Annotated in this window: 19 protein-coding genes and 1 pseudogene; 15 read left to right on the forward strand and 5 right to left on the reverse strand. The window is 41.4% G+C overall.

What is annotated here, in order from left to right; all coding sequences use genetic code 11:
- Positions 1–49 precede the first annotated feature (49 nt).
- On the forward strand, positions 50–2,941 hold the full coding sequence (locus B3R63_RS09870; protein WP_286730852.1) for a valine--tRNA ligase: 2,892 nt from the start codon (positions 50–52) through the stop codon (positions 2,939–2,941).
- 96 nt (positions 2,942–3,037) lie between these two features.
- Complete coding sequence (locus B3R63_RS09875) at positions 3,038–5,149, forward strand: AAA family ATPase (RefSeq protein WP_265761364.1); 2,112 nt, start codon at positions 3,038–3,040, stop codon at positions 5,147–5,149.
- Positions 5,150–5,192: 43 nt separating this feature from the next.
- On the opposite strand, the pseudogene B3R63_RS09880 reads toward B3R63_RS09875, so the two are convergent.
- A pseudogene (locus B3R63_RS09880) lies at positions 5,193–6,178 on the reverse strand (molecular chaperone DnaJ).
- Between the two features lie 62 nt (positions 6,179–6,240).
- Positions 6,241–7,146 carry an AEC family transporter gene (locus tag B3R63_RS09885; RefSeq protein ID WP_265761362.1) on the reverse strand — a complete coding sequence of 302 codons (906 nt, stop codon included), beginning with the start codon at positions 7,144–7,146 and terminating at the stop codon, positions 6,241–6,243.
- A gap of 502 nt (positions 7,147–7,648) precedes the next feature.
- Here B3R63_RS09885 and B3R63_RS09890 point away from each other — a divergent pair.
- The 5 genes from B3R63_RS09890 to B3R63_RS09910 all read left to right on the forward strand — a co-directional run bounded on the left by B3R63_RS09890 (position 7,649) and on the right by B3R63_RS09910 (position 12,435).
- Entirely contained in the window at positions 7,649–8,611 is a 963-nt protein-coding gene (locus B3R63_RS09890) for a transporter substrate-binding domain-containing protein (RefSeq protein ID WP_286730856.1), read from the forward strand.
- A 65-nt stretch (positions 8,612–8,676) separates the two neighbouring features.
- Positions 8,677–9,420 (forward strand): amino acid ABC transporter permease, encoded by a 744-nt coding sequence (locus B3R63_RS09895; RefSeq protein ID WP_005015905.1) that lies wholly within the window; start codon positions 8,677–8,679, stop codon positions 9,418–9,420.
- Position 9,421: 1 nt separating this feature from the next.
- On the forward strand, positions 9,422–10,105 hold the full coding sequence (locus B3R63_RS09900; protein WP_005015907.1) for an ABC transporter permease subunit: 684 nt from the start codon (positions 9,422–9,424) through the stop codon (positions 10,103–10,105).
- 14 nt (positions 10,106–10,119) lie between these two features.
- A complete protein-coding gene (locus B3R63_RS09905; protein WP_171053876.1) occupies positions 10,120–10,845 on the forward strand; it encodes an amino acid ABC transporter ATP-binding protein in 726 nt (241 codons plus the stop codon).
- Positions 10,846–11,247: 402 nt separating this feature from the next.
- A complete protein-coding gene (locus B3R63_RS09910; RefSeq protein ID WP_286730862.1) occupies positions 11,248–12,435 on the forward strand; it encodes an ammonium transporter in 1,188 nt (395 codons plus the stop codon).
- A 46-nt stretch (positions 12,436–12,481) separates the two neighbouring features.
- Here B3R63_RS09910 and B3R63_RS09915 read toward each other — a convergent pair whose 3' ends face one another.
- Entirely contained in the window at positions 12,482–13,177 is a 696-nt protein-coding gene (locus B3R63_RS09915) for an HAD family hydrolase (RefSeq protein WP_005015915.1), read from the reverse strand.
- 182 nt (positions 13,178–13,359) lie between these two features.
- On the opposite strand from B3R63_RS09915, the gene B3R63_RS09920 reads away from it, so the two are divergent.
- A complete protein-coding gene (locus tag B3R63_RS09920) occupies positions 13,360–13,926 on the forward strand; it encodes a hypothetical protein (protein ID WP_349677294.1) in 567 nt (188 codons plus the stop codon).
- A gap of 119 nt (positions 13,927–14,045) precedes the next feature.
- On the opposite strand, the gene B3R63_RS09925 is transcribed toward B3R63_RS09920, so the two are convergent.
- Positions 14,046–15,155: a porin gene (locus tag B3R63_RS09925; protein ID WP_286730870.1), complete on the reverse strand. Its 1,110-nt coding sequence runs from the start codon at positions 15,153–15,155 to the stop codon at positions 14,046–14,048.
- Between the two features lie 346 nt (positions 15,156–15,501).
- On the opposite strand from B3R63_RS09925, the gene B3R63_RS09930 reads away from it, so the two are divergent.
- From B3R63_RS09930 to B3R63_RS09940, 3 genes are all read left to right on the forward strand, one after another.
- Entirely contained in the window at positions 15,502–16,125 is a 624-nt protein-coding gene (locus B3R63_RS09930; protein WP_005015924.1) for a TetR/AcrR family transcriptional regulator, read from the forward strand.
- Positions 16,126–16,128: 3 nt separating this feature from the next.
- A complete protein-coding gene (locus B3R63_RS09935; protein WP_286730873.1) occupies positions 16,129–17,106 on the forward strand; it encodes a zinc-binding dehydrogenase in 978 nt (325 codons plus the stop codon).
- 65 nt (positions 17,107–17,171) lie between these two features.
- Positions 17,172–17,525: a DUF1304 domain-containing protein gene (locus B3R63_RS09940; RefSeq protein WP_248088440.1), complete on the forward strand. Its 354-nt coding sequence runs from the start codon at positions 17,172–17,174 to the stop codon at positions 17,523–17,525.
- A gap of 162 nt (positions 17,526–17,687) precedes the next feature.
- Here B3R63_RS09940 and B3R63_RS09945 read toward each other — a convergent pair whose 3' ends face one another.
- The gene (locus B3R63_RS09945; RefSeq protein ID WP_286730876.1) at positions 17,688–18,935 is read right to left on the reverse strand and encodes an MFS transporter; all 1,248 of its coding nucleotides are present in this window, start codon (positions 18,933–18,935) and stop codon (positions 17,688–17,690) included.
- A 152-nt stretch (positions 18,936–19,087) separates the two neighbouring features.
- Between B3R63_RS09945 and B3R63_RS09950 the strand changes: the two genes are divergently transcribed.
- The 4 genes from B3R63_RS09950 to B3R63_RS09965 all read left to right on the forward strand — a co-directional run bounded on the left by B3R63_RS09950 (position 19,088) and on the right by B3R63_RS09965 (position 22,139).
- Positions 19,088–19,723: a lysophospholipid acyltransferase family protein gene (locus B3R63_RS09950; RefSeq protein WP_248088443.1), complete on the forward strand. Its 636-nt coding sequence runs from the start codon at positions 19,088–19,090 to the stop codon at positions 19,721–19,723.
- Positions 19,724–19,779: 56 nt separating this feature from the next.
- On the forward strand, positions 19,780–20,697 hold the full coding sequence (locus B3R63_RS09955) for a patatin-like phospholipase family protein (RefSeq protein ID WP_286730907.1): 918 nt from the start codon (positions 19,780–19,782) through the stop codon (positions 20,695–20,697).
- A gap of 92 nt (positions 20,698–20,789) precedes the next feature.
- Complete coding sequence (locus tag B3R63_RS09960; protein WP_005015941.1) at positions 20,790–21,245, forward strand: NfeD family protein; 456 nt, start codon at positions 20,790–20,792, stop codon at positions 21,243–21,245.
- 39 nt (positions 21,246–21,284) lie between these two features.
- Complete coding sequence (locus B3R63_RS09965; RefSeq protein ID WP_005015943.1) at positions 21,285–22,139, forward strand: SPFH domain-containing protein; 855 nt, start codon at positions 21,285–21,287, stop codon at positions 22,137–22,139.
- Positions 22,140–22,182: the final 43 nt, after the last annotated feature.

Genomic DNA, 22,182 nt, shown 5'->3' on the forward strand with positions numbered 1-22,182 from the left:
TTTGCTACAATGAATACAATTTTTTATTGGCTTTTGATCTTTTAAAACTATGACCGATTCAGCTCAGAATATTGCAACAACCTACGATCCAACCGAGATCGAGAAAAAATGGTACCAGACTTGGGAAGAGCGTGGCTATTTCAAGCCATCTGAAAAAGGTGAATCATTCTGTATTATGATTCCGCCGCCAAATGTCACCGGTAGCTTGCACATGGGTCATGGTTTTAATAATGCCATTATGGATGCCCTGACTCGCTATAACCGTATGTCAGGTAAAAATACGCTTTGGCAGCCAGGTACGGACCATGCTGGTATCGCAACCCAAATGGTGGTTGAGCGCCAGCTGGCGGCACAGAATATTAGCCGTCATGACCTGGGCCGTGACAAGTTCATCGAGAAAGTCTGGGAATGGAAAGAACAGTCTGGTGGCAATATTACCCGTCAGATCCGTCGTCTGGGTTCTTCGGTGGACTGGTCACGTGAACGCTTTACCATGGATGACGGTTTATCCAATGCTGTTAAAGAGGTTTTCGTAAAACTGCATGAAGAAGGCCTGATCTACCGTGGTAAACGTCTGGTGAACTGGGACCCGAAACTGCAAACGGCCCTGTCTGATCTTGAAGTTGAATCGGTTGAGGAAAAAGGTTCTCTCTGGCACTTTAAATATTTCTTTGAAGATAAAACGCTGCGCACCCAAGACGGCCATGATTACCTGGTGGTCGCCACCACACGTCCAGAAACCCTACTGGGTGATACGGCAGTTGCTGTACATCCTGAAGATGAACGCTATGCGCACCTGATTGGTAAAAATATCGTATTACCGATTACTGGCCGTTTAGTACCTGTGGTTGCCGATGAATATGTAGAAAAAGATTTTGGGACCGGCTGCGTAAAAATCACCCCTGCACATGACTTCAATGACTATGAAGTGGGCAAGCGCTGCGAACTGCCGATTATCAATATCTTCAACAAAAATGCAGAAGTACTGGCTGAGTTTGAATATATTGCCAAAGCTGGGGAGCAAATTTCTAAAACCATTCCTGCTCCAGCAGATTATATTGGTTTAGAGCGTTTTGAAGCGCGTAAGAAACTGGTTGCACAGGCCGAAGCCGAAGGCTGGTTAGACCAGATTCAGCCTTATGACCTGAAAGCGCCACGTGGTGACCGTTCAGGCGTAATCGTTGAGCCTCTGCTCACAGACCAGTGGTATGTAAAGATTGCACCACTTGCGAAACCAGCCATTGAAGCGGTGCAGGATGGCCGTATTAAGTTCGTGCCTGAACAGTACAGCAATATGTACATGGCGTGGATGAACAACATTCAAGACTGGTGTATCTCGCGTCAACTGTGGTGGGGTCACCGTATTCCAGCCTGGTATGATAAAGATGGTAATGTTTACGTGGGTCGTGACGAAGCAGAAGTTCGGGTAAAAAACAATATCCCTGCCGATGTTCAGTTAGACCAAGACGAAGACGTACTAGACACCTGGTTCTCATCTGGTCTATGGACATTCTCGACTTTAGGCTGGACTGGCGACGAAGCAAAAGATAAAGCCAACTATTTCTTAAATACTTTCCACCCGACTGATGTACTGGTAACAGGTTTCGACATCATCTTCTTCTGGGTTGCCCGTATGATCATGCTGACCATGCACTTCATGAAAAATGAAGATGGTACGCCTCAGGTGCCGTTCAAAACTGTGTATGTACATGGCCTGGTACGTGATGGCGAAGGTCAGAAAATGTCGAAGTCTAAAGGGAACGTACTTGACCCGTTAGACCTGATTGACGGTGTAGACCTTGAAACGCTGGTACAAAAGCGTACCACAGGTCTGATGAACCCGAAACAAGCGGCGAAGATTGAAAAATCAACCCGTAAAGAATTCCCGGAAGGTATTCAGGCTTACGGTACCGATGCAGTTCGCTTCACTTTCTGCGCACTTGCCAATACCGGACGTGACATCAAGTTCGATATGAAGCGTGTTGAAGGCTACCGTAACTTTGCTAACAAAATCTGGAACGCGACCCGTTTTGTGATGATGAATGTCGAAGGCCAGACCATTGGGCAGGAAGCACGTCAAGACCTTTGGGAGTTGCCTGAACAGTGGATCGTAAGCCGTCTGCAAAAAGCGGAACAAGCAGTGCAAACAGCATTTGCAACCTACCGTTTAGACTTGGCTGCGCAAGCGATTTACGAGTTCATCTGGAATGAATACTGTGACTGGTATGTAGAGCTGACAAAACCGGTTCTGAACGATGAAAATGTCTCTGAAGAACGGAAAGCTGAAGTACGTCGTGTTCTTCTTTCTGTGATGGAAGCATCGTTACGTTTGGCTCACCCGTTGATGCCGTATCTAACAGAAGAAATCTGGCAAACACTTGCACCTAAACTCGGTATTATTGGCGAAACGATCATGCTGGCGCCATACCCGGTTGCAGATACAGCGAAGATCAATGATCAAGCTGAAGCGGATATGCAATGGCTGCAAGGTTTGATTGGTGCGGTGCGTAACATCCGTGGTGAGATGGGTCTAGGGAATGCGCGCTTGTTGCCTGTTCTGCTGCAAAATACCACTGATGCTGAAAAAGCGCAGATTGCACGTATTGAACCGTTGTTTAAAGCATTGGCAAAAGTTGAGAGCATTACATTCTTAACTGATGGCGAACAACCACCATTGTCTTCTTCATCTGTAGTCGGTCATGTATCTGTATTCGTTCCAATGAAGGGCTTAATTGATCCTAAAGCGGAATTGGGTCGTCTACAAAAAGACTTAGACAAGGTTCAAAAGCAACATGATCAGATTGCCACTAAACTTGGCAATGAAGGTTTTGTGGCGAAAGCACCTGCTGCTGTGGTTGAAGGCGAGAAAGTGAAACTTGCTGAGTTTGCTGATCAGTTAGCGAAGATTAAAGCGAATATGGAGCAAATTGCGGCGCTTTAATGCTGTAGTTTGATATTTAAAAAGCCACCTATAGGTGGCTTTTTTTGGATCTATAATTTATAAATATAACAATTAAAATTAACTAGATAGTCAATAATGAAAATTTCAAAAATTCATGTCGAAAACTTTCGGGGCCTTAAAAATATTGATTTAACACCTTCACAGATGAATTGTGTCATTGGTGAAAATAATGCAGGTAAATCCACTGTTCTCTTAGCTATCAATTTATTTCTTAAAGGTACGAAAATCTCAGAATCTGATTACTATGATAAATCTAGAGAGATTTTTATTGATATAACTTTTACCGATATAAATGAGAATGACTTAAATAAAATTTCAGACGAGGAAAACAGAACTAGAATTCAAAAAATCATAGAAAATGATTCAATAAGTTTCCGCAGAAAATATAAACTAGATTATACAAGTGATCTTCTTTGTTATAAAAAAGTCCCAACTAACGAAATTTATAGAGCTGATTGGGTTACTAGTGAGCTTAAAGGGAAAAAACCACCAGAAATCAAAAGGTTTTTAACTGATATTTATGGACTCAATCAGGATATCGTGAGTTCAATTTCATCACAAATAGCAGCGAAAGAAAAGATTGAAGAAATAACAGAAAGCCTTTCGGAAGATAACTTCCATTTTGATTGGGAAAATTTACCTACAGGGTTTAGTAACACGGTTATCCCAATGTTTCCTGAACCAATATATATACCAGCCGTAAAAGATTTTAGTGATGAAACAAAAACAAAAGAAAGTACTAGTTTTGGTAAATTAATAAAAATTTTGTTTATACAAATTGAAAAATCTCCTGAATTTTTGGATATTAAAAATTCTTTTGTAAAACTTAATAAAATGTTAAATCGTCAGCTTGTTAAAGAGGAAGATGGCACTGAAAATATTCTTGATGAACGTTTACCAAGTCTTAAATTACTAGAAACACAAATTGAAAAAGTTTTTCAAGAGAGCTTTTCCCAAATAAAATTAGAGTTACAAATTCCCAATCCCGAAGTAAAGCAAATTTTCAACAGCACGCAAATTCTAATTGATGATGGTATAAAAACTACTATTGATTATAAAGGTGATGGAGTAAAACGTACTTTGGTATTTTCCATTCTCCGAACTTATGTCGAAAAAATTAACTCTGAGAACCAAAATACAGACTACATTTTTCTATTTGAAGAACCTGAACTTTATTTACATCCGAATGGTCAACGAATTCTCTATAATGTCCTAGAAAAACTATCTGAGAAAGATCAGGTATTTGTAACTACACACTCTCCAAACTTTTTTTCTGCAACTGCTAAAGACACATGTTTTATTAAAATCTATAAGGAATTTTCTGATAATCCCCCTTGTTCAAAAGCAAAAGAAATTAACTTTGTTCAAAATAGTTCATATAAAGATGCCTTCCAAATTATATGCTATGAAAATAGTACACCTGCTTTCTTTTCTAAAAAAGTTCTCTTAGTTGAAGGTGATTCAGATCTCATATTTTTAAAAGGACTTTCAAAATTTATTAACAAGGCTTATTGTTTTGAAAAAACAAATATCCATATTATTAGAATAAGTGGAAAAATGAACACCAAACGGTTTTATGATTTCTATAAACATTTTGATATTGAAGTTTTTACTCTCTTAGATTTAGATATTCTAATTGATGGATTTGATAAATTAGAGTTAGGTAGTCAAACTACTGAGCTACAAGATTTAAGGAATAGTTTCTTAACTAAATTAGATCAGATATGTGAAGTTCAACGTATTGATAGCAAAATCAAAGGCTCGATGATTTCAGAACAAGTAAAGAAACGTTCATGGCAAGACAAATATACTCGATTAAAAGAATTAGCCTATAAAGTCAAACATAAAGAAGATATTACAGACATAGATTTACAAGAAATTGATGAACTTTTCGAGTTTGAAACCAATAATAAGCGCCGTGAAGCTCTAAAATTACATGAAACCTTCTATTTAGAAGAAAAAATTCAACTCATAAATCGGTTATATGATTTAGGGTATTTTGTATTAAATTTAGGAGCCATTGAAGCTTATTACCCTGAACTCACTTCAGGTGAAGATAAACCATCTAAAGCACTAAATGCTTTAAAAATTATTGAGGGAGTAAATATAAGTTATCTTCCCCAAATACCTTATAGAGAAACTCAACATTGTGAGTTAAGTCTTATTATGAATAAAATTTTTTCATAACCTCTCATTCCAGCTCTCTCCCAAAGGGAGAGGGAGAAACGCATTAAAGCACTCCATTCTCCATCAATATCTCTACCCCACTCACCTTCTTCATATACTTCAATCTTTCTTTTTCTCCTTTTAACTGCTTTTTCATCGCTGAAGTATCCGCATCTACCTGCTTATATAAATNNATGACTGAATAATTTCTTCTATCTGATCATCCAACTTTTGACTTTGCAGATCTAAAGCCAGTTGATAAAACTTCATCTGCTCGGCACTTAAGCCCTTTTGTGAATTACCCCGATTCTGTTCAATCTGGATTTGCAGTTTCAGCAGATAAAATAAATCCTGTGCTGCATAGGCCTCATTCGCCCGTTGCAACAGCTCGGTCTTTTCAATTTTTTTAGTTTCATCCGGTTCACGGTCTGGGTGAATAGTTGCAGCAATTTTTAAGTACACTGTTTTTAAAGACTGCTCGGCCAGCTTTGTAGCCTGTTCCAGCTTTTCCTTCTGGTGTTTTAACTTGGCTTGCTCACGTGCCTGGCTGTACTTTTCGCTATCCCATTCTTCAAAATCTTCAGATGCTATCTGTTCTGAATTATTTTCTTCATCAAAAAATAGCTCTATTTCCTCTGCACTTTGCTTTTTATTTTTTCTGGCTTGGCTATGTTCTATATGCTGTTGATAGTAATTATAAATGTTGTCAACAATCTCGGCTTGCTGCCTTGATAAAGATTGAGAGTCTTTTAAATAAGCTGCAAGATACTGGATTTTAACATCCAGCTGCGTCGCCTCTGCCTTGGAGAATTCTGCCTCATGCAAATGTTTCCATAGCTGGTCCAGTTGCTGAAACAGCACCGCATGTAACTCTTGATAGACAGGCATTAAAGTCTGACGGGTATATTGCTGAATCTGTTCCTGTGCCTGCTGCCACTGCTTCAGTTCAAGCTGTTGCTGTTCAATTTTATCAATTAGCCGGTTCAGCTTTCTCTGCTGCGGTGAAAGCCCAACATCGGGCTGAAGCGTGGTTTTTAATTCAAGTGCCATATGAATAATGCAGCAAAAGAAAAATTATACCTGATTTAAAGTCCATCATTCGAACCTTTACTTTACATCACCCAAGCAATTACAAGCGGCAACGTTATGGCAGCGCATAAGGTCTGTAAACTGATAACAGCTGCCATAAGCTGACTATCACCCTTTAATACTTTAGTCAGAATATAAGCTGCCGACGCTGTCGGTAATGCGAAAAAAATCACTAGAATCTGGGTTTGTAACACTGGAAGCTGCATCCACCAGCAAATTCCTATAGCCAACGCCGGCATTACCAGTAAACGGGCAAAAGTATCCAGTATTAAGGCAGGAATATCTTTTTTCATTTCCATAAACCGTAAGGCTGCACCGACACAGAGCAGGCCCAGTGGCAGGCTTGCAGCAGAAAATAGTTTGATCAGGTTAAATACTCCTTCCCAGACAGGAATATTTGATACATTTACGATCGCCCCCACCAGACAGGACAGGATCAAGGGATTCTTCAACAGAGAAATAATGACAGGCCGTAAGCTCATCTGCTCGCTAGACGTCAGTGAAAGCACAGAAATGATATTAACCAGTGGTATACAGACTGTCAGCAAAACCGCCAGTATGGCCACACCTTCCTGTTTAAACAGTGCGGCCACCAGTGCCAGCCCGATATAAGTATTAAAACGGACAATACTTTGTGTATGCACGCCAAAACGGGCGGGCTGAATGTGTTTTATATAACGCAGCAGATACAAGGCAATCGTGGCAGTCAGCACTGTAATAAACATTGCCGCCAGCAGCATTTTCAGACTGTCAAATTCAATTTTTGCAGTCGCTAAAGTGTGAAACAGCAGCGCCGGAAACAAGATATAGTAATTCAGCTTTTCAGCGCCTGACCAGAATTCGGTACTTAAAAAATGATATCTTTTAAACAGATAGCCCGTAGCAATGAATGCAACCAAGGGAAAAAGGGCCAGAATTATATGTGCCATGTGAAATACTATATGCTGGGGCCGCATTAAAAAGTATCAAATTAATTTTTGATCCAAGCAGCAAAAATGAATAATGTTTTAAACAACATATAAGCTCTGCAAAGGATACACAATCTGTATTTCTAGCCCTAAGTAAAAAAACAGTTTTTTATTTTTCCTGCTTCATAAAAATAAGCCAGTCTCATCATGAGAGAAATGGAGTATAGAGTTGAAATACTATACGCGATCAAGCTCCTCCTACAGCCGTCAGTTGTAAGTAAAACTAATCACCCACATCCCTTTAAAATGATGCTTTTTTCATCATAATTTCTTTTATTTACAAACATTTGGATAAAAGTCCCTACAACTTCAGTCGTGGATATCTTCCACACCGATTATTAACATGCTAAAAGATAAGTTGAAAGATGTATAAAAATATTTAATCGTTTAAAACAGGTAAACATTCAAGTGTTTATTTTGGGCAGGAACAGCAAGCTCACAACAATAGAAAAGGAGTTTTACCATGTCAAATAAAGTACGTGCAGCCTCAGTGCTGTGCCTGAGTACATTGATGCTCGGCCTTATGGCCTGTAGTAACAATAATAATGCTCCTGCTAGTGAAAATAATGCTGCATCGGGGAATGCTGCAAATACAGGTTCAGCAGGTTCGGGGACATTGGAGAAAATCCGCCAGTCTGGCACTGTAGTACTGGGACACCGTGATTCATCTATTCCATTTTCTTATATTGCAGATAATCCAAACCAGCCGGTGGGTTATGCTCATGACTTGCAAATGAAGGTCGTAGAAGCTCTCAAGCAGAAACTGAACAAACCGGATCTGAAAGTGCGTTACAACTTGGTGACCAGCCAGAACCGTATTCCTTTGGTTTCAAATGGTACCGTCGATCTGGAGTGTGGCTCAACCACCAACAATAAGGAACGTCAGCAACAGGTCGACTTTTCAGTTGGTTTCTTCCAGGTCGGTTCTCGTCTGCTTACAGCAAAAGACTCAGGTATTAAGGATTTTTCTGACTTAAAAGGTAAAAAGGTCGTAACCACCGCCGGCACAACTTCTGAACGTTATATCCGTCAGCATGCACAGGAACTGGGGATTGGTGAAGTTATTTCTGCCAAAGACCATGCTGATTCATTCTTAATGCTGCAAAACGGCCGTGCGGCAGCCTTTATGATGGATGATATTCTGCTGGCTGGTGAAAAGTCTAAAGCCAAAGAACCAGACAAGTGGGTGATTGTAGGTACACCACCGATTCAGGAAGTTTATGGCTGTATGCTGCGTAAAGGTGATAAAGAATTTAAACAGGTAGTTGATGACGCAATCAAAGCCACTTATGCCTCTGGTGAAATCAACGATATGTATAAAAAGTGGTTCCAGCAGCCAATTCCACCAAAAAATATTAACCTGAACTTCCCAATGTCGGAACAAGTAAAAGCCCTGATCAGCAATCCGCATGACCGGGATCAGTAAGTCCTGATTTTAGACAGTCATCGTCAGGCCAGGTATCTTCTGGCCTGCTTCTGTCAGGAGTTTTCATGAATTATAGCTGGAATTGGTCAGTACTGTTTCAGTCGACTGGTGTAGGTGACAGCACTTATCTGCAATGGGTATTAATCGGTCTGGGCTGGTTACTGGTCATTGCGCTGGTGGCCTGGAGTATTGCCATGGTGCTGGGGAGCATCCTGGGAATTATGCGCACCCTGCCCAGTAAGACTGCACGTACTATCGGCACTGCTTATGTAACACTTTTTCGTAATGTTCCCTTATTGATCCAACTGTTTATCTGGTTCTATGTAGTCCCGAACTTTTTGCCTGGTCCCGTCAAGGACTGGTGGATGAACGACTTAAGCTCAAATGCCAGTGCACTCATCTCGGCGAGTGTCGGATTGGGCCTGTTTACTGCCGCACGTGTCTGTGAACAGGTACGTACCGGTATTGAGGCATTGCCACGTGGCCAGATCAATGCAGGTTATGCCATGGGCTTTAGTACATCACAGTTATACCGCTATGTCATTCTGCCGCAGTCATTCCGGACGATTTTGCCGCCGCTCAGTTCCGAGCTGACCAACTGTGTTAAAAACACTTCAGTTGCTTCACTGGTCGGGGTAGCGGAAATCATTTCACAGATGAAAACCATTAGTGAATATACCCAGAATACTATTGAAATTTATACCTTTGTGACCCTGATCTTTATTGTGATCAATGTCTGCCTCATTTTACTGATGACCCTGTTGGAACACCGTTTACGTGTTCCGGGCCTGATTGCAGGAGGCAAATAATATGGAATGGCTCACTTCGTTTCTACAGGATTTACAGGCTTCTGGTCCGGCACTCTGGTACGGCATGACCATCACCCTGAAAGTTGTCTGTATTGCCACCCTTGGCGGAATTCTGATTGGTACCCTGCTGGCCCTGATGCGCCTGTCTTCTTTTAGAATACTTAATCTGGTGGCGCAGGCGTATGTAAATCTGTTCCGTTCCATTCCCCTGCTGCTGGTGCTGATGTGGTTCTACTTTGCAGTTCCATTCATTTACACCACAATAACCGGACGTTTCCTGACTATAGATACTGCTTTGGTTTCCAGTATTGTAGCCTTCATGCTGTTTGAAGCAGCTTATTTCTCGGAAATTGTACGTGCAGGCATACAGTCAATTCCACGCGGCCAAAGTGCTGCGGCTTATGCTCTGGGAATGACATATAGCCAGAACATGCGGCTGGTTGTTTTGCCTCAGGCCTTTCGCAAGATGACTCCTTTACTGCTACAGCAGACTATTATCCTGTTTCAGGATTCAACCATGGTTTATGCCATTGGTCTGCTGGATTTCTTCCGCAGCAATTATGTTCGCGGTGACCTGATGTCACTGCTCACTCAATACATCCTGTTTGCCGGTCTAGTCTATTTCACCATTAGTGCACTGGCAACATATACCGTAAGAAGATTACAGAAAAGGTTACATGTATGAATGATCAAAAGATCATGATTGATATGCACAATGTCAGCAAGTGGTATGGCAAGTTTCAGGTACTCACAGACTGTACCACCCAGATTCGTCAAGGTGAAGTGGTAGTAGTCTGTGGCCCATCAGGTTCCGGGAAATCCACTTTAATCAAAACAGTCAATGGTCTGGAAACTATCCAGCAGGGACAGATTCTGGTTGATGGTATTGCGATTAATGACCCCAAAACCGATCTGAACAAATTGCGTAGCCGGGTTGGTATGGTATTTCAGCATTTTGAACTGTTTCCTCACCTCAGCATTACTGAGAATCTGACTATTGCCCAGATTAAGGTATTGGGTCGCAGTGAAGCTGAGGCCAAGAAAAAAGGCCTGGCATATCTGGACCGTGTCGGTTTAAGTACTCAGGCAAACAAGTACCCGGCCGAGCTTTCCGGTGGCCAGCAGCAACGTGTGGCAATTGCCCGTGCTTTAAGCATGGACCCAATTGCCATGCTATTTGATGAACCCACCTCTGCTCTTGATCCGGAAATGATTAATGAAGTACTGGACGTAATGGTTGAACTGGCTAAAGAAGGTATGACCATGATGTGCGTAACTCATGAAATGGGTTTTGCCCGTCAGGTCGCAGACCGGATTATTTTCATGGATCAGGGTAAAATCGTGGAAGACTGTAGCAAGCAGGAGTTTTTCACAACGCCTCGGGGTGAACGTGCTCAGCAGTTCCTGAACAAGATTCTGCATTAAAAAAATTGATGAGAACAAGCAGATCATATGATCTGCTTTTTTATAGTGTTTAAGATTAAATCCAGCTTTACAGTTAGTTTTGTGAAATTTTCAACCTGATTCTCTACTGTTTATCTTTAGCTTGAAAATGCACTTTTTCATAGCAGAGATTCATAACCAGCCTTATACCCATTAAAAATAATTTATATTTATCAACAAATTAAACTATAAATAGACTATATTTTTATGCCCCATCTTGGCGCAAAACCATAATTTAAACCTAAGTAATTGCTTTATATCGAGTCTTGTTATTTCTTATCAAAACTTAATCAATATTTTCCGTCTTCTCCTCTCTTTTACTTAAATTTGGCATGGTTATACTGACTAAGTTTTAGATCAGTTGCACCGAATTGGTACCTCATTATGCAGAATATGGATTTATTTTTTCTCCTTCTTGGTGCAATTCTGGTACTTGCCATGCATGCCGGATTTGCTTTTTTAGAATTGGGAACTGTACGTCATAAGAATCAGGTGAATGCCTTAAGTAAAATTCTGACAGACTTCTCGATTTCTGCCTTGGCTTATTTTTTTGTTGGTTATTATATTGCCTATGGCCATCATTTTTTTCACCTAGGTGCAACGCTGGCTGAAGATCATGGCTATAACCTGATGCGCTGTTTTTTTCTGCTGACTTTCGCGGCAGCCATACCTGCCATTATCTCTGGTGGTATTGCTGAACGTGCCAAAATGCGCTCTCAGGCAATTGCGACTCTAGTTCTGGTTGCCTTAATTTACCCGTTCTTTGAAGGTATGATCTGGAACGGGAATCTGGGCCTGCAGGACTGGCTCAAGTCCAGTTTTGGTGCAAGCTTTCACGACTTTGCCGGTTCGGTGGTAGTCCATGCGATGGGTGGCTGGATTGCTTTGGCAGCTGTAATACTTTTAGGCGCACGTCGTGGCCGCTATAAAAAAGATGGACGGATCAGTGCACATCCCCCTTCTTCAATTCCTTTTCTGGCGTTGGGTTCCTGGATTCTGATTGTGGGCTGGTTTGGTTTTAATGTTATGAGTGCCCAGCGTCTGGATGCTATTTCTGGTCTGGTAGCCATTAACTCCCTGATGGCCATGACAGGTGGAACGCTGGCTGCCAACTTTATAGGTAAAAATGACCCTGGTTTTTTGCATAACGGACCACTTGCCGGATTAGTGGCTATCTGTGCCGGGTCAGATATTGTTCATCCAGTAGGTGCCTTAATTATTGGAGCACTGGCAGGTATTATTTTTGTCAAGCTGTTTACCTATACCCAGAACCGTCTAAAGGTAGATGATGTACTCGGTGTGTGGCCATTACACGGCGTATGCGGCGCTTTTGGTGGAATAGCAGTGGGAATATTTGGACAGCAGATATTGGGTGGTCTGGGCGGTGTTTCACTCATTTCACAGTTATTCGGCACTTTTTTGGCAATTGTTATTGCACTGGGCGGTGGTTTTTTAGTCTATGGCGTACTTAAACTGACTGTGGGTATCCGATTAAGTCAGGAAGATGAGTTTGTTGGTGCAGACCTCTCTATCCATAAAATTTCTGCTAATTCGGATGATAGTATGTTTTAAAATTCTGCTCATATCTGGCGGCCATCCAGGCCGCTTTTTAGCTTTATTAACCAATAAATTGCCAGATTTCCTCAAGTTTTTTAATTCTGGGGCTTATTAACTGAGCGTCGTATGGATCTACTTCATGAAAGCCTTCCATCCAGACCGGATGCATTCCTGCATTTTGCGCGCCCTGAATATCATTTATGGGATGGTCACCAATAAACAGACATTCTTCAGGCATAACATTCAGCCGCTGACATACATATTGAAAAATTTCTGGCTCCGGCTTTTTAGAACCTGCTAGCTCCGAACTGACAATCAGGTCAAAATAGTGAGCGATATTTAAACCCTCTATAATTTTGAGTCGTGTGTCATGACCGCCATTTGACACTATTGCCAGTTTAAAACCCTGCTGTTTTAGCTCTTGCAATACTTGTTCAGAGCCTTCCATCGGTACTGCATGCAGGCCAAACTGTTCAAACCAGAATGCCGTCAACTCATCAAAATCTACAGCATGATGCCATTTAAGTTCATGTTGTAATGCCTGTGCAACGGAAGCAGCAATACTCGGATGAGTTAGCAATTCCTTTTTGGGATAGCCGCCATTATCAATCCGGTTGATGATAGCTTTAATCTGCATTACATCCACCTCTCCCAGGTGCCGTTGATAATATTGGGCCAAATAGTAACTATAAGCCTCTACACTCTGGTCACGGTGTGTCAGGGTATTATCCAGATCAAAAAGGATGGCTTGAATCATACATAATATTCATAACTTAAAATTTAGAAAATTAGAGTAGCCTAATTGAGAATCGGCGTTATACTAATTTGTGTTAAAAACATACAGCAATTGCAACTATAACAACCAGCTCGATCATGACAGGGCTATTAGTCATCACAATAATTTAAATCATTTATCTTTTGCCAAGAATGAGTTACATGATGAAAAAAAGAGCATTTGCCTTCAGTATTAGCTTAGCCGTAATATGGATGAATTCAAGTTTTGCCGAACTTGTTTCCAAGACGACAGCTTCAGACTCAACTTTAAATATGCCCTTAGTTTATAACATGATGGCTACATCAACTCCGCATCAAACTGCTGAAAGTTTTACTGCATCCGCAGCTGAAACGGTTTCCCCCATGAACAGTGCAAAGCAGACCCTAAATGATAATATGCACGTGATGAATGGTCCTAATCGTACTGCTTTGGATAAACTTTGTCAGGGAAAAATAATGGGAGAGAAAATTACCAGTAACAGTTATCGTCTGTCTGGCACATGCCGGCTCAGCTTCAAACCGAATAACCCTCGTGACTGGTCACGTCTGGAGCAGCATCAGTTCTACAATACAAGCGCTGATCCTACCAGCCGTTTGGGAATATATTCAAAATACCAACAGCTCTGTAAAGATAAAAAAGTAGGACAGTCAATTTATGTCGTAGTGAATAGACAAAAAATTAAAGGGGTGTGTCAGGCTCAGTTTCAGCCTGATTTACCTCAACGTAATTAACCGGTTTTTTCACTTGATTTAGCAAACTGCTGCTCATACGCTTCATTCGATATTGTTAAAAAAACCGGGCTCAACAGTGCGAACCATATTATTCATTGGTCCTGTTCATACATAGAATTTTAGAATTTATATTCAAGTCCTATACCCCCTAGAGGCTGTTTATTTTTACTTTCACCCTGCTCGAGCGTTAAATAACCCGCATAACCATAGGTTTTGACCTGTTTATTTAGGGTATAGTCCGCACCTACCATATACTGCTGTGCTTCGTAATCTGGTGTGGCATTCTTAAATGAGGTGGTATTCTGGCTATATTGTGCCTTTAGAATCCAGTCTTGGGCCTGAGGCAGTTGATACTCTGCTCCGATCAGCCAGCCTTGTGCATCATCAATTGTCGCCGCACTCGTTGCATTTCCGGCTGCATCCGCCACTTTTGAACTCTGATAGAGTACTTTCAGATACAGAGGCTGGTTCAAATGAATCCGTCCCACTGCCCGAACGGTATTTGCTGCTGCGAATATACCGCTGCTTAAGGGTTCCGGCTCGGAAGCATTTAAAATACCTCGTCCAAGAAAATTACTTGGGATAGCTTTATCATAGGCAATGCCTGCATTAAACAGTTGATGGTCATAGATGATCGCTGTAGAGAACGCATCACCTAAACCACGCCCAGCTGTTTTAACACCGCCACTGGATTTTTTAATACCTGAAGCTTCTCCAGTTGCCAGTAGCGTATTTATTTTAAGATTTCCTTCCGCTACAGGAATAGCGGGTGATTCATAAACCAGCACATTGTCTACCCTGTTTTCACCAGTAAAAATACCGGCAACATCTGCCTTATTAGCCACATAATTATTAAAGCTATCTACCACACCGGACAGCTGCTTAAGGGGTGTATCATGTTTGCCCAGCTTGAGTGTACCAAGTCTGATATCTTTTAAGCCTATAAGGCGGTTACGCTGGTCAAAATCGGTGTTATCACCATCTGCATAAAAGGTCCATTCAGCAGCATAGATTGCACTTAAACGCTCGTTCAGTTTTTCCTCGCCCTTGATTCCAATAAAGCTACTATTACTATTAATTTCCCAAACGTCTTTATCAGAAACACCCGAACCATTATTTTCTGGAAGATAATCCAGACTTACATCGATCTCCCCATAAATGGCTGGTGCAGCGAAAGATGTGCTTGTAACCAGACTCAAGATTAGCCCCGTTAAAATTTTCATTTTCATGATTTACTCGTGATTGGTTTGTAACGGATCTTAGCGAGCCCTGTGATTGAATAAAATCAATTATTTTTTATTTAAAAATCTGATTTTATTATTTATTTTTTTATTAAAAGCTTAGTTGTCTGCTCAAGAAAGGTATAGTTGTACCTGATACCTTTTATCTCCGCATGAGGTCCATTAAGTTAGATCAACTGCTAATAGTATCTGAATATAGAAAACAACTGAATGAGCGGTATTACAGATAAATACTGGCTGCATATAGTTATTTATTAAGATGCTTCAATATAAAACACTAGAATAATTTATTATTAAGTAGACGACTGGTCTATTAGTAATTTATAGTAAAAGTATGAAACGATCAGACAAAAGTGAAGCAACGCGCCAACATATTTTAAGCAGTAGTTTTGAATTGGTACTGCATAAAGGCTTTGTTGGAGTGGGCTTACAGGAAATTCTCAAGAATTGCGATGTGCCTAAAGGCTCATTCTATTATTACTTTGCTTCAAAAGAGGCTTTCGGCTGCGCACTTCTACAACAGTATCTGGCTGATTACACGGTCAGGATTGACCAGTTGATGCAGCAAAAAGGCGGAAGCGCTTACCTACGTCTTCTGGCACTTTGGAAAGCATGGATTAACCCTCCTGCTCATGTTGAAGAAAGTATTCATGGCAGAGGCTGGGCAGAAAACTGTCTGATCGTCAAGTTAGCAGCAGAAGTTTCAGATTTATCTGAAGATATGCGTCAAATTTTGAACTTTGGCGTGCATAAGTTAACAGAACGTATTACGAGTCTACTTAAAGAAGGACAACAAGACGGTTCAATTTCCTTACATATTGAACCTGAAAAACTGGCGCAAACAATGTATCAACTATGGTTGGGTGCAGCTTTATTGGCAAAACTTGCACAAGATAAGCAACCACTCTATCTCGCCTTGGAAACCACCCAACAATTATTAAAACCTTTAAAGGAATAGCAAATGCAAAGTATTATTCATCATCAGTTTGGCGAACCCGTTGAGGTTTTGGAAACTGCCGATATGCCACAACCCGAGCCGAAAGCTGGCGAAGTACGTATTAAAACAATTTTATCTCCAATGCATAACCATGATATATGGACTGTGCGTGGCAGTTATGGCTATAAGCCCACACTTCCCGCAATTGGTGGTAGTGAAGCTGTAGGGATAATCGACGCACTGGGTGAAGGTGTGCAAGGTGTAACAGTGGGTCAGCGTGTGGCAGTTGCTGGAGTTCATGGTAGCTGGGCCGAATATTTTATTGCGCCAGTGCAGGGTCTCGTCCCTTTAATTGATGCAATTGATGACGAAACTGCGGCTCAGTTAATTGGGATGCCAATCAGCGCATTAATGCTCTTAGATTTTATCAACCTGCCTACAGATTCATGGCTGATTCAAAATACTGCAAATGGTGCGGTGGGTAAAACTGTGGCTATGATCGCAAAAGCGCGTGGCCAGAAGGTAATTCATCTGGTTCGTCGGCACGAAGCAGTCACTGAAATGCAAGCCTTGGGTATCGAGAATGTAGTTGCAACAGACCAGGCAGATTGGAAAAATCAGGTGAAAGCCATTCATGCTGATCAGCCTCTTATAGCCGGTGTAGACTCAATTGGTGGTCAAGCCAGTGGTGAAATGCTCGCTTTACTGAGCGATAATAGCCTATTGGTTTCATTTGGCAGTATGACAGGTGAAACCATGCAGATTTCCTCAGGAGATCTGATTTTTAAACAGGCCACTGTCAAAGGCTTTTGGGCAAGCGTCGTCAACAAGCAGTTATCTGTTGAACGCAAAAAGGCGCTAATTACAGAATTATTGACGCTTGCAGCGCAAAAAAAATTACTACTTCCTGTTGAAGGTATATTCAGCTTTGCACAAATTAAAGAAGCTGCACTGAAAGCCACTCAAGGTGCACGTCAGGGCAAAGTACTTCTTAAACCGTAATTTTTTATCCCAGATCAGCTACGAGGCTGATCTGGCGTTATTCATCAATAATAAGGATAAAGTGTATGATCGGACAAATTCTGATTGTTTTGATTGCACTGCTACATCTCTATATTTTAGTTTTAGAAATGTTTTTATGGGATAAGCCCTCTGGTTTAAAAGCATTTGGTAATACTCTTGAAAAAGCACGGTTGACTAAAGTCATGGCGCAAAATCAAGGCTTATATAATGGTTTCTTGGCAGCTGGCCTGCTCTGGTCATTGTATGCACCTGAGAGCTATGCACTGGCACTCGCCAATTTCTTCTTAGGCTGCGTCCTGGTTGCAGGAATATACGGTGGACTGACCGCAAGTAAGAAAATTATATATATTCAGGCACTACCCGCCCTTATTGCCTTGATTGCAGTGAATCTTTTCTAAATTTATTAATTAATAAAAATTATTTATAAGGCAAAATAAAAATATTTAATTGTCACACACTATACTAAATTTGGTTTATATAACTTTTATTGTTTAAAGTTCTTATAAGAATAAAACCATATACTTTTTTCTATCACCTGAATACAGTAAAACAAATAGTTCTTATACATCCAAAGGATGCTGGCTGACCTTCGTCCAGAGCCAAATTGGATACATACACAATATTGAAATGCCTATAATAATATTCAGATAATAGGCATAACCTAGCCAGTCTCCGGCGATACCACTTAACGTGTACAGTAGCCCACTAATTGTTGCCATAAGGGCAACCTGAAAAGTGAAATCGGTGCCGGCATGTTGTTTTCTTGAATATTGCATTACCAGTGTAAGCATGACAACCAGTAACATGGCAGAAATCATGTCTTCAGCTGCATTAATGCAATAGATTAACCAGTGACTTACCCTATACTGCTGGTCATAACAATAAGCCAGCCAGGCGTATGCAATTAAACTTAGAACCTTGAAAAAAGAAAACAGGAATAAAGCCTGCGTACGACGCATCCATCTTAATAGCGTACCAGCTAATACTGCTCCGAAAAGTGCTGCAACAGCACCTAATATTGTGATGTAAATACCAATCTGTGAAAGGCTGAGTCCCAGATCGACCATCAGTGGTTTTAACAGCGGTCCGGATAGTCCATCTGCTACTTTAAAAGTGACTAACACTCCTAACCAGGATTTTAAAATCCGGTTATTCAGGAAATAGTTAAAATACTGTCTGATACTTTGCTTGCAGGATATTTTTTCGTAAAAGACCGATACTTCTTTTGCGGGCTCTTTAAATAAAACAATGGGTAGCGTATTTAAAAGAACCAAAGCTGCCAGTACTAAAAATGTAGGTTGCCAGCTTAACCAGTCCAATGCCCAGAGCAAAGCTCCGCCTCCTACTATAAAGCCCAAACGTGAGCCAATGACCTGGAAAGTGTTACCCCAATGCTGTTGTTTGAGGGTAAGCAGATGAACAGCCAGTCCATCTGTAGCTACATCTTGGGTGGCACCTGCCAGATTTAGCAGCATTAAGGCAGCAAAAAAAGTGAGTAAAAAAACGGGCTGGTCGAGTGCCTGAATCGGCAAGAATGACAGGGCAATTAATATTAAAACACTGCATAACTGTGTAGGGATAATCCAGCTACGATAATGTCCAAACCGTTGAGTACCATAACGGTCAATCCAGGGTGCCCAGAGAATTTTGATTGACCACGGTAGCATTAACAGGCCAAAGCCGCCAATATGTGCCAATGATACCCCTTGCATACGAAGAATGACAGGCAAGGCATGTGTCATAAAACCAACAGGTAGGCCTTGCGCCCAGTACAACGAAAACAGCAGCAGATAAAGATGCCGGGACATTTACTTTACTCGGTTATTTAGGATTATTTTTGTGCTGCTCACACTGTCCATGATGCTCATTCCCATAAACCAAGCTTCAGATATTTTGCCAATGTATCAGCTGTGACATCAGATTAAGATTTAAAATACGCCACTACTTAAAAAACCAAAGCATGTTACAACATTTTCCCCGTCTGCCCAATCTGGTTCCCTCACGCGGTACAGCAGCTACTCGGCTTTTATGCCAGAAACTGTTTCTGGCACAGGGCTGGACTTTTGAAGGTGAATTTCCCAATCTGCCTAAAGCTGTTGCAGTGGTATCACCCCATACTTCCAACATTGATGGCTGGTACGGTTTTTTGGTGATTGGGGCACTGGGATTAAAAGTAAACGTGTTTGGAAAAGATAGCCTGTTCAGATTCCCTTTTAAGTCTTTACTCAAATGGATAGGTATTATTCCAGTCAAGCGTAACAGTACCAATGGCCTGACTGAACAGGCAGTGGAAAAAATCCACTCTACTGACAAAATCTGGATTGCCCTCGCCCCAGAAGGCACCCGAAAACGTGCCGAGAAAATCAAAAGCGGTTTTTACTGGATTGCTTATCAGGCAGATATTCCAATAGTCATGTTTTCTTTCGACTACAAGCATAAAAAAGTTTATTGCCTAGGCATCATGCAGCCTACAGGCAACTATGAAGCAGATCTGGAGTATATCCTGAAACAATATCAGGGGAAATTCTTTCCCAAAAAACCAGAGTGGCTGGCCCTACCCTTACAAAAACTGCTGGAAAATGCTGGCAAAAATTAAGCAAATCTGCTGTGATGGACATATCTTTTCTGATCCAAGTCACTACTAAACTAAAGATGAAATTTGTACAGCTTACTTTTGCAGGAATACTGGCACTAGCTCTTGCTGGATGTGACAAGACCGCCCAGACTCCACCGGTTACAACACAATTAAAGGCTCGTGAGCCCGTCATTGCCTTAGCACTTGGTGGTGGTGGTGCTAAAGGTTTTGCTCATATCGGTGTAATTAAAGTACTCGAATCTCACGGTATTAAACCTAAAATTGTTACAGGTACCAGTGCCGGTAGCTTTGTCGGTAGCATTTATGCCAGTGGTAAAACCCCGTATCAGTTACAGCAGCTGGCACTACAGCTTAAAGAGGCTGATATTCGTGATTTAACCCTTAATAGCCAAGGTATTATTTTAGGCCAAAAATTGCAGAACTATGTGAATACTCAGGTCAGCAATAAACCAATTGAAAAATTTCCAATCCGCTTTGCTGCAGTCGCAACACGTCTTAATAATGGTCAAAAAGCAGACTTCATTAAGGGGAATGCGGGACAGGCTGTACGGGCCTCATGCAGTATCCCGAATGTATTTGTGCCGGCAACTATTGGTAAAACCAAATATATTGATGGTGGACTGGTGAGCCCGATTCCGGTAAAAACTGCCAGAGATATGGGAGCGGATATTGTTATTGCGGTTGATATTTCAGCCAGACCAGATGCCAGCCGTCCGGTAAATATGTGGGGTTTGCTGGACCAGACCATTAATATCATGGGCCAGCAAAGCATTAATGAAGAACTTGCACAGGCCAATGTGGTCATTCAACCTAAAGTCGGGCACTTAGGCGTACTTGACTTAAAAGCCAGCAATGAATCTATTTTAGAAGGCGAGAAAGCGGCGCAGCTTAAGATACGGGCTATTCAAGGCACGATTCAGCAATTTAAGAAGTCACCTGCGGCCTTTAAGCCAGCCCCACGCCCAAAATTCTGAATAGCTGAAAATTTTTAAATTTTCATTGGGTTATTGATCTGTTACAGTGAAGATTCATCTTTTTGCTGTAACTTTAATCACCGGACAAAATTATGGAATTTGTAATTGAACCTTGGCACTGGTTTGTACTCGGCATTTTACTGATTCTGTCCGAGTTAATTCTTCCTGCCTTTGCCGCATTATGGTTTGGTATTGCTGCAATCATGGTTTGTATTTTGTTTTGGCTTTTTCCAATGATGAGCCTGACCACTCAGATCGTGATGTGGATTGTCCTGTCGATTCTATGTACCCTGCTCTGGTTCAAGTTTATCAAGCCTCTGTCTATCGATAAAACTAAGGCCGGGCTCTCAAGGGAGGCCACTATCGGCCAGATAGGCATGGTTATTCAGACCGGAATGGAACATGGCCAGATTAAAGTCCGTTTTCCCATGCCGTTACTAGGGTCGGATGAATGGAACTGCCGTACGCAAGATATTGTTCAAGTCGGTGATCGGGTACAAGTGACGGATATATCAGGAAATAACCTGGTCGTGCAGCGACACGGTTAACTGCACGTTACTATCATGAAAATATAAAGAGAAGCCATCATGTCAGTCAGCACCATTATTGTTTTAGTCTTTTTACTCTTTGTAGGCGTAACTATTTTTAAAGGGGTGCGTATTGTTCCTCAAGGTTATAAGTGGATTGTTCAACGTCTGGGTAAATACCATACTACTTTGAATCCGGGCCTGAGTTTTGTGATTCCCTACGTCGATGAAGTCGCCTATAAAGTGACCACCAAAGATATTGTTCTGGATATTCCTTCACAAGAAGTGATCACCCGAGATAATGCCGTACTGCTGATGAATGCAGTAGCTTATATCAATCTGACTACACCAGAAAAAGCCGTCTATGGTATTGAAAACTATAGTTGGGCGATTCAGAATCTGGTACAGACTTCTTTACGTTCAATTGTTGGTGAAATGGATCTGGATGATGCACTTTCTTCACGTGATCATATCAAGGCCAAACTTAAAGCAGCCATTTCCGATGATATTTCGGATTGGGGTATCACTTTAAAAACTGTAGAAATCCAAGATATTCAGCCTTCTGCAACCATGCAGGCTGCAATGGAAGCGCAGGCAGCAGCTGAACGTCAGCGCCGTGCAACCGTAACACGTGCTGATGGTGAAAAACAGGCTGCCATTTTAGAAGCTGATGGTCGTCTGGAGGCATCTCGCCGTGATGCAGAGGCACAGGTCGTATTGGCCGAAGCCTCACAAAAAGCTATTGATATGGTCACCTCAGCAGTAGGTGACAAGGAAATACCGGTAGCTTATTTGCTCGGTGAACAATATGTAAAAGCCATGCAGGATATGGCAAAATCCAACAATGCTAAAACGGTGGTTCTACCGGCTGATGTACTCAATACCATCCGCGGAATTATGGGTCGTCATAACTAATCTTGACTGATTTTATTAAAACAGGTGGCTTGCTTAATAGCCG

It is taken from the genome of Acinetobacter sp. UBA1297 (genome assembly GCF_002307755.1).
Taxonomy (GTDB): Bacteria; Pseudomonadota; Gammaproteobacteria; order Pseudomonadales; family Moraxellaceae; genus Acinetobacter; species Acinetobacter radioresistens.

What these genes read in the sequence shown, in the direction of transcription:
- B3R63_RS09870 (WP_286730852.1), top strand. Translation starts at nt 50, where the DNA reads ATGACCGATTCAGCTCAGAATATTGCAACAACCTACGATCCAACCGAG.
- B3R63_RS09875 (WP_265761364.1), top strand. Translation starts at nt 3,038, where the DNA reads ATGAAAATTTCAAAAATTCATGTCGAAAACTTTCGGGGCCTTAAAAAT.
- B3R63_RS09885 (WP_265761362.1), bottom strand. Translation starts at nt 7,146, where the DNA reads ATGGCACATATAATTCTGGCCCTTTTTCCCTTGGTTGCATTCATTGCT.
- B3R63_RS09890 (WP_286730856.1), top strand. Translation starts at nt 7,649, where the DNA reads ATGTCAAATAAAGTACGTGCAGCCTCAGTGCTGTGCCTGAGTACATTG.
- B3R63_RS09895 (WP_005015905.1), top strand. Translation starts at nt 8,677, where the DNA reads ATGAATTATAGCTGGAATTGGTCAGTACTGTTTCAGTCGACTGGTGTA.
- B3R63_RS09900 (WP_005015907.1), top strand. Translation starts at nt 9,422, where the DNA reads ATGGAATGGCTCACTTCGTTTCTACAGGATTTACAGGCTTCTGGTCCG.
- B3R63_RS09905 (WP_171053876.1), top strand. Translation starts at nt 10,120, where the DNA reads ATGATTGATATGCACAATGTCAGCAAGTGGTATGGCAAGTTTCAGGTA.
- B3R63_RS09910 (WP_286730862.1), top strand. Translation starts at nt 11,248, where the DNA reads ATGCAGAATATGGATTTATTTTTTCTCCTTCTTGGTGCAATTCTGGTA.
- B3R63_RS09915 (WP_005015915.1), bottom strand. Translation starts at nt 13,177, where the DNA reads ATGATTCAAGCCATCCTTTTTGATCTGGATAATACCCTGACACACCGT.
- B3R63_RS09920 (WP_349677294.1), top strand. Translation starts at nt 13,360, where the DNA reads ATGAAAAAAAGAGCATTTGCCTTCAGTATTAGCTTAGCCGTAATATGG.
- B3R63_RS09925 (WP_286730870.1), bottom strand. Translation starts at nt 15,155, where the DNA reads ATGAAAATGAAAATTTTAACGGGGCTAATCTTGAGTCTGGTTACAAGC.
- B3R63_RS09930 (WP_005015924.1), top strand. Translation starts at nt 15,502, where the DNA reads ATGAAACGATCAGACAAAAGTGAAGCAACGCGCCAACATATTTTAAGC.
- B3R63_RS09935 (WP_286730873.1), top strand. Translation starts at nt 16,129, where the DNA reads ATGCAAAGTATTATTCATCATCAGTTTGGCGAACCCGTTGAGGTTTTG.
- B3R63_RS09940 (WP_248088440.1), top strand. Translation starts at nt 17,172, where the DNA reads ATGATCGGACAAATTCTGATTGTTTTGATTGCACTGCTACATCTCTAT.
- B3R63_RS09945 (WP_286730876.1), bottom strand. Translation starts at nt 18,935, where the DNA reads ATGTCCCGGCATCTTTATCTGCTGCTGTTTTCGTTGTACTGGGCGCAA.
- B3R63_RS09950 (WP_248088443.1), top strand. Translation starts at nt 19,088, where the DNA reads ATGTTACAACATTTTCCCCGTCTGCCCAATCTGGTTCCCTCACGCGGT.
- B3R63_RS09955 (WP_286730907.1), top strand. Translation starts at nt 19,780, where the DNA reads ATGAAATTTGTACAGCTTACTTTTGCAGGAATACTGGCACTAGCTCTT.
- B3R63_RS09960 (WP_005015941.1), top strand. Translation starts at nt 20,790, where the DNA reads ATGGAATTTGTAATTGAACCTTGGCACTGGTTTGTACTCGGCATTTTA.
- B3R63_RS09965 (WP_005015943.1), top strand. Translation starts at nt 21,285, where the DNA reads ATGTCAGTCAGCACCATTATTGTTTTAGTCTTTTTACTCTTTGTAGGC.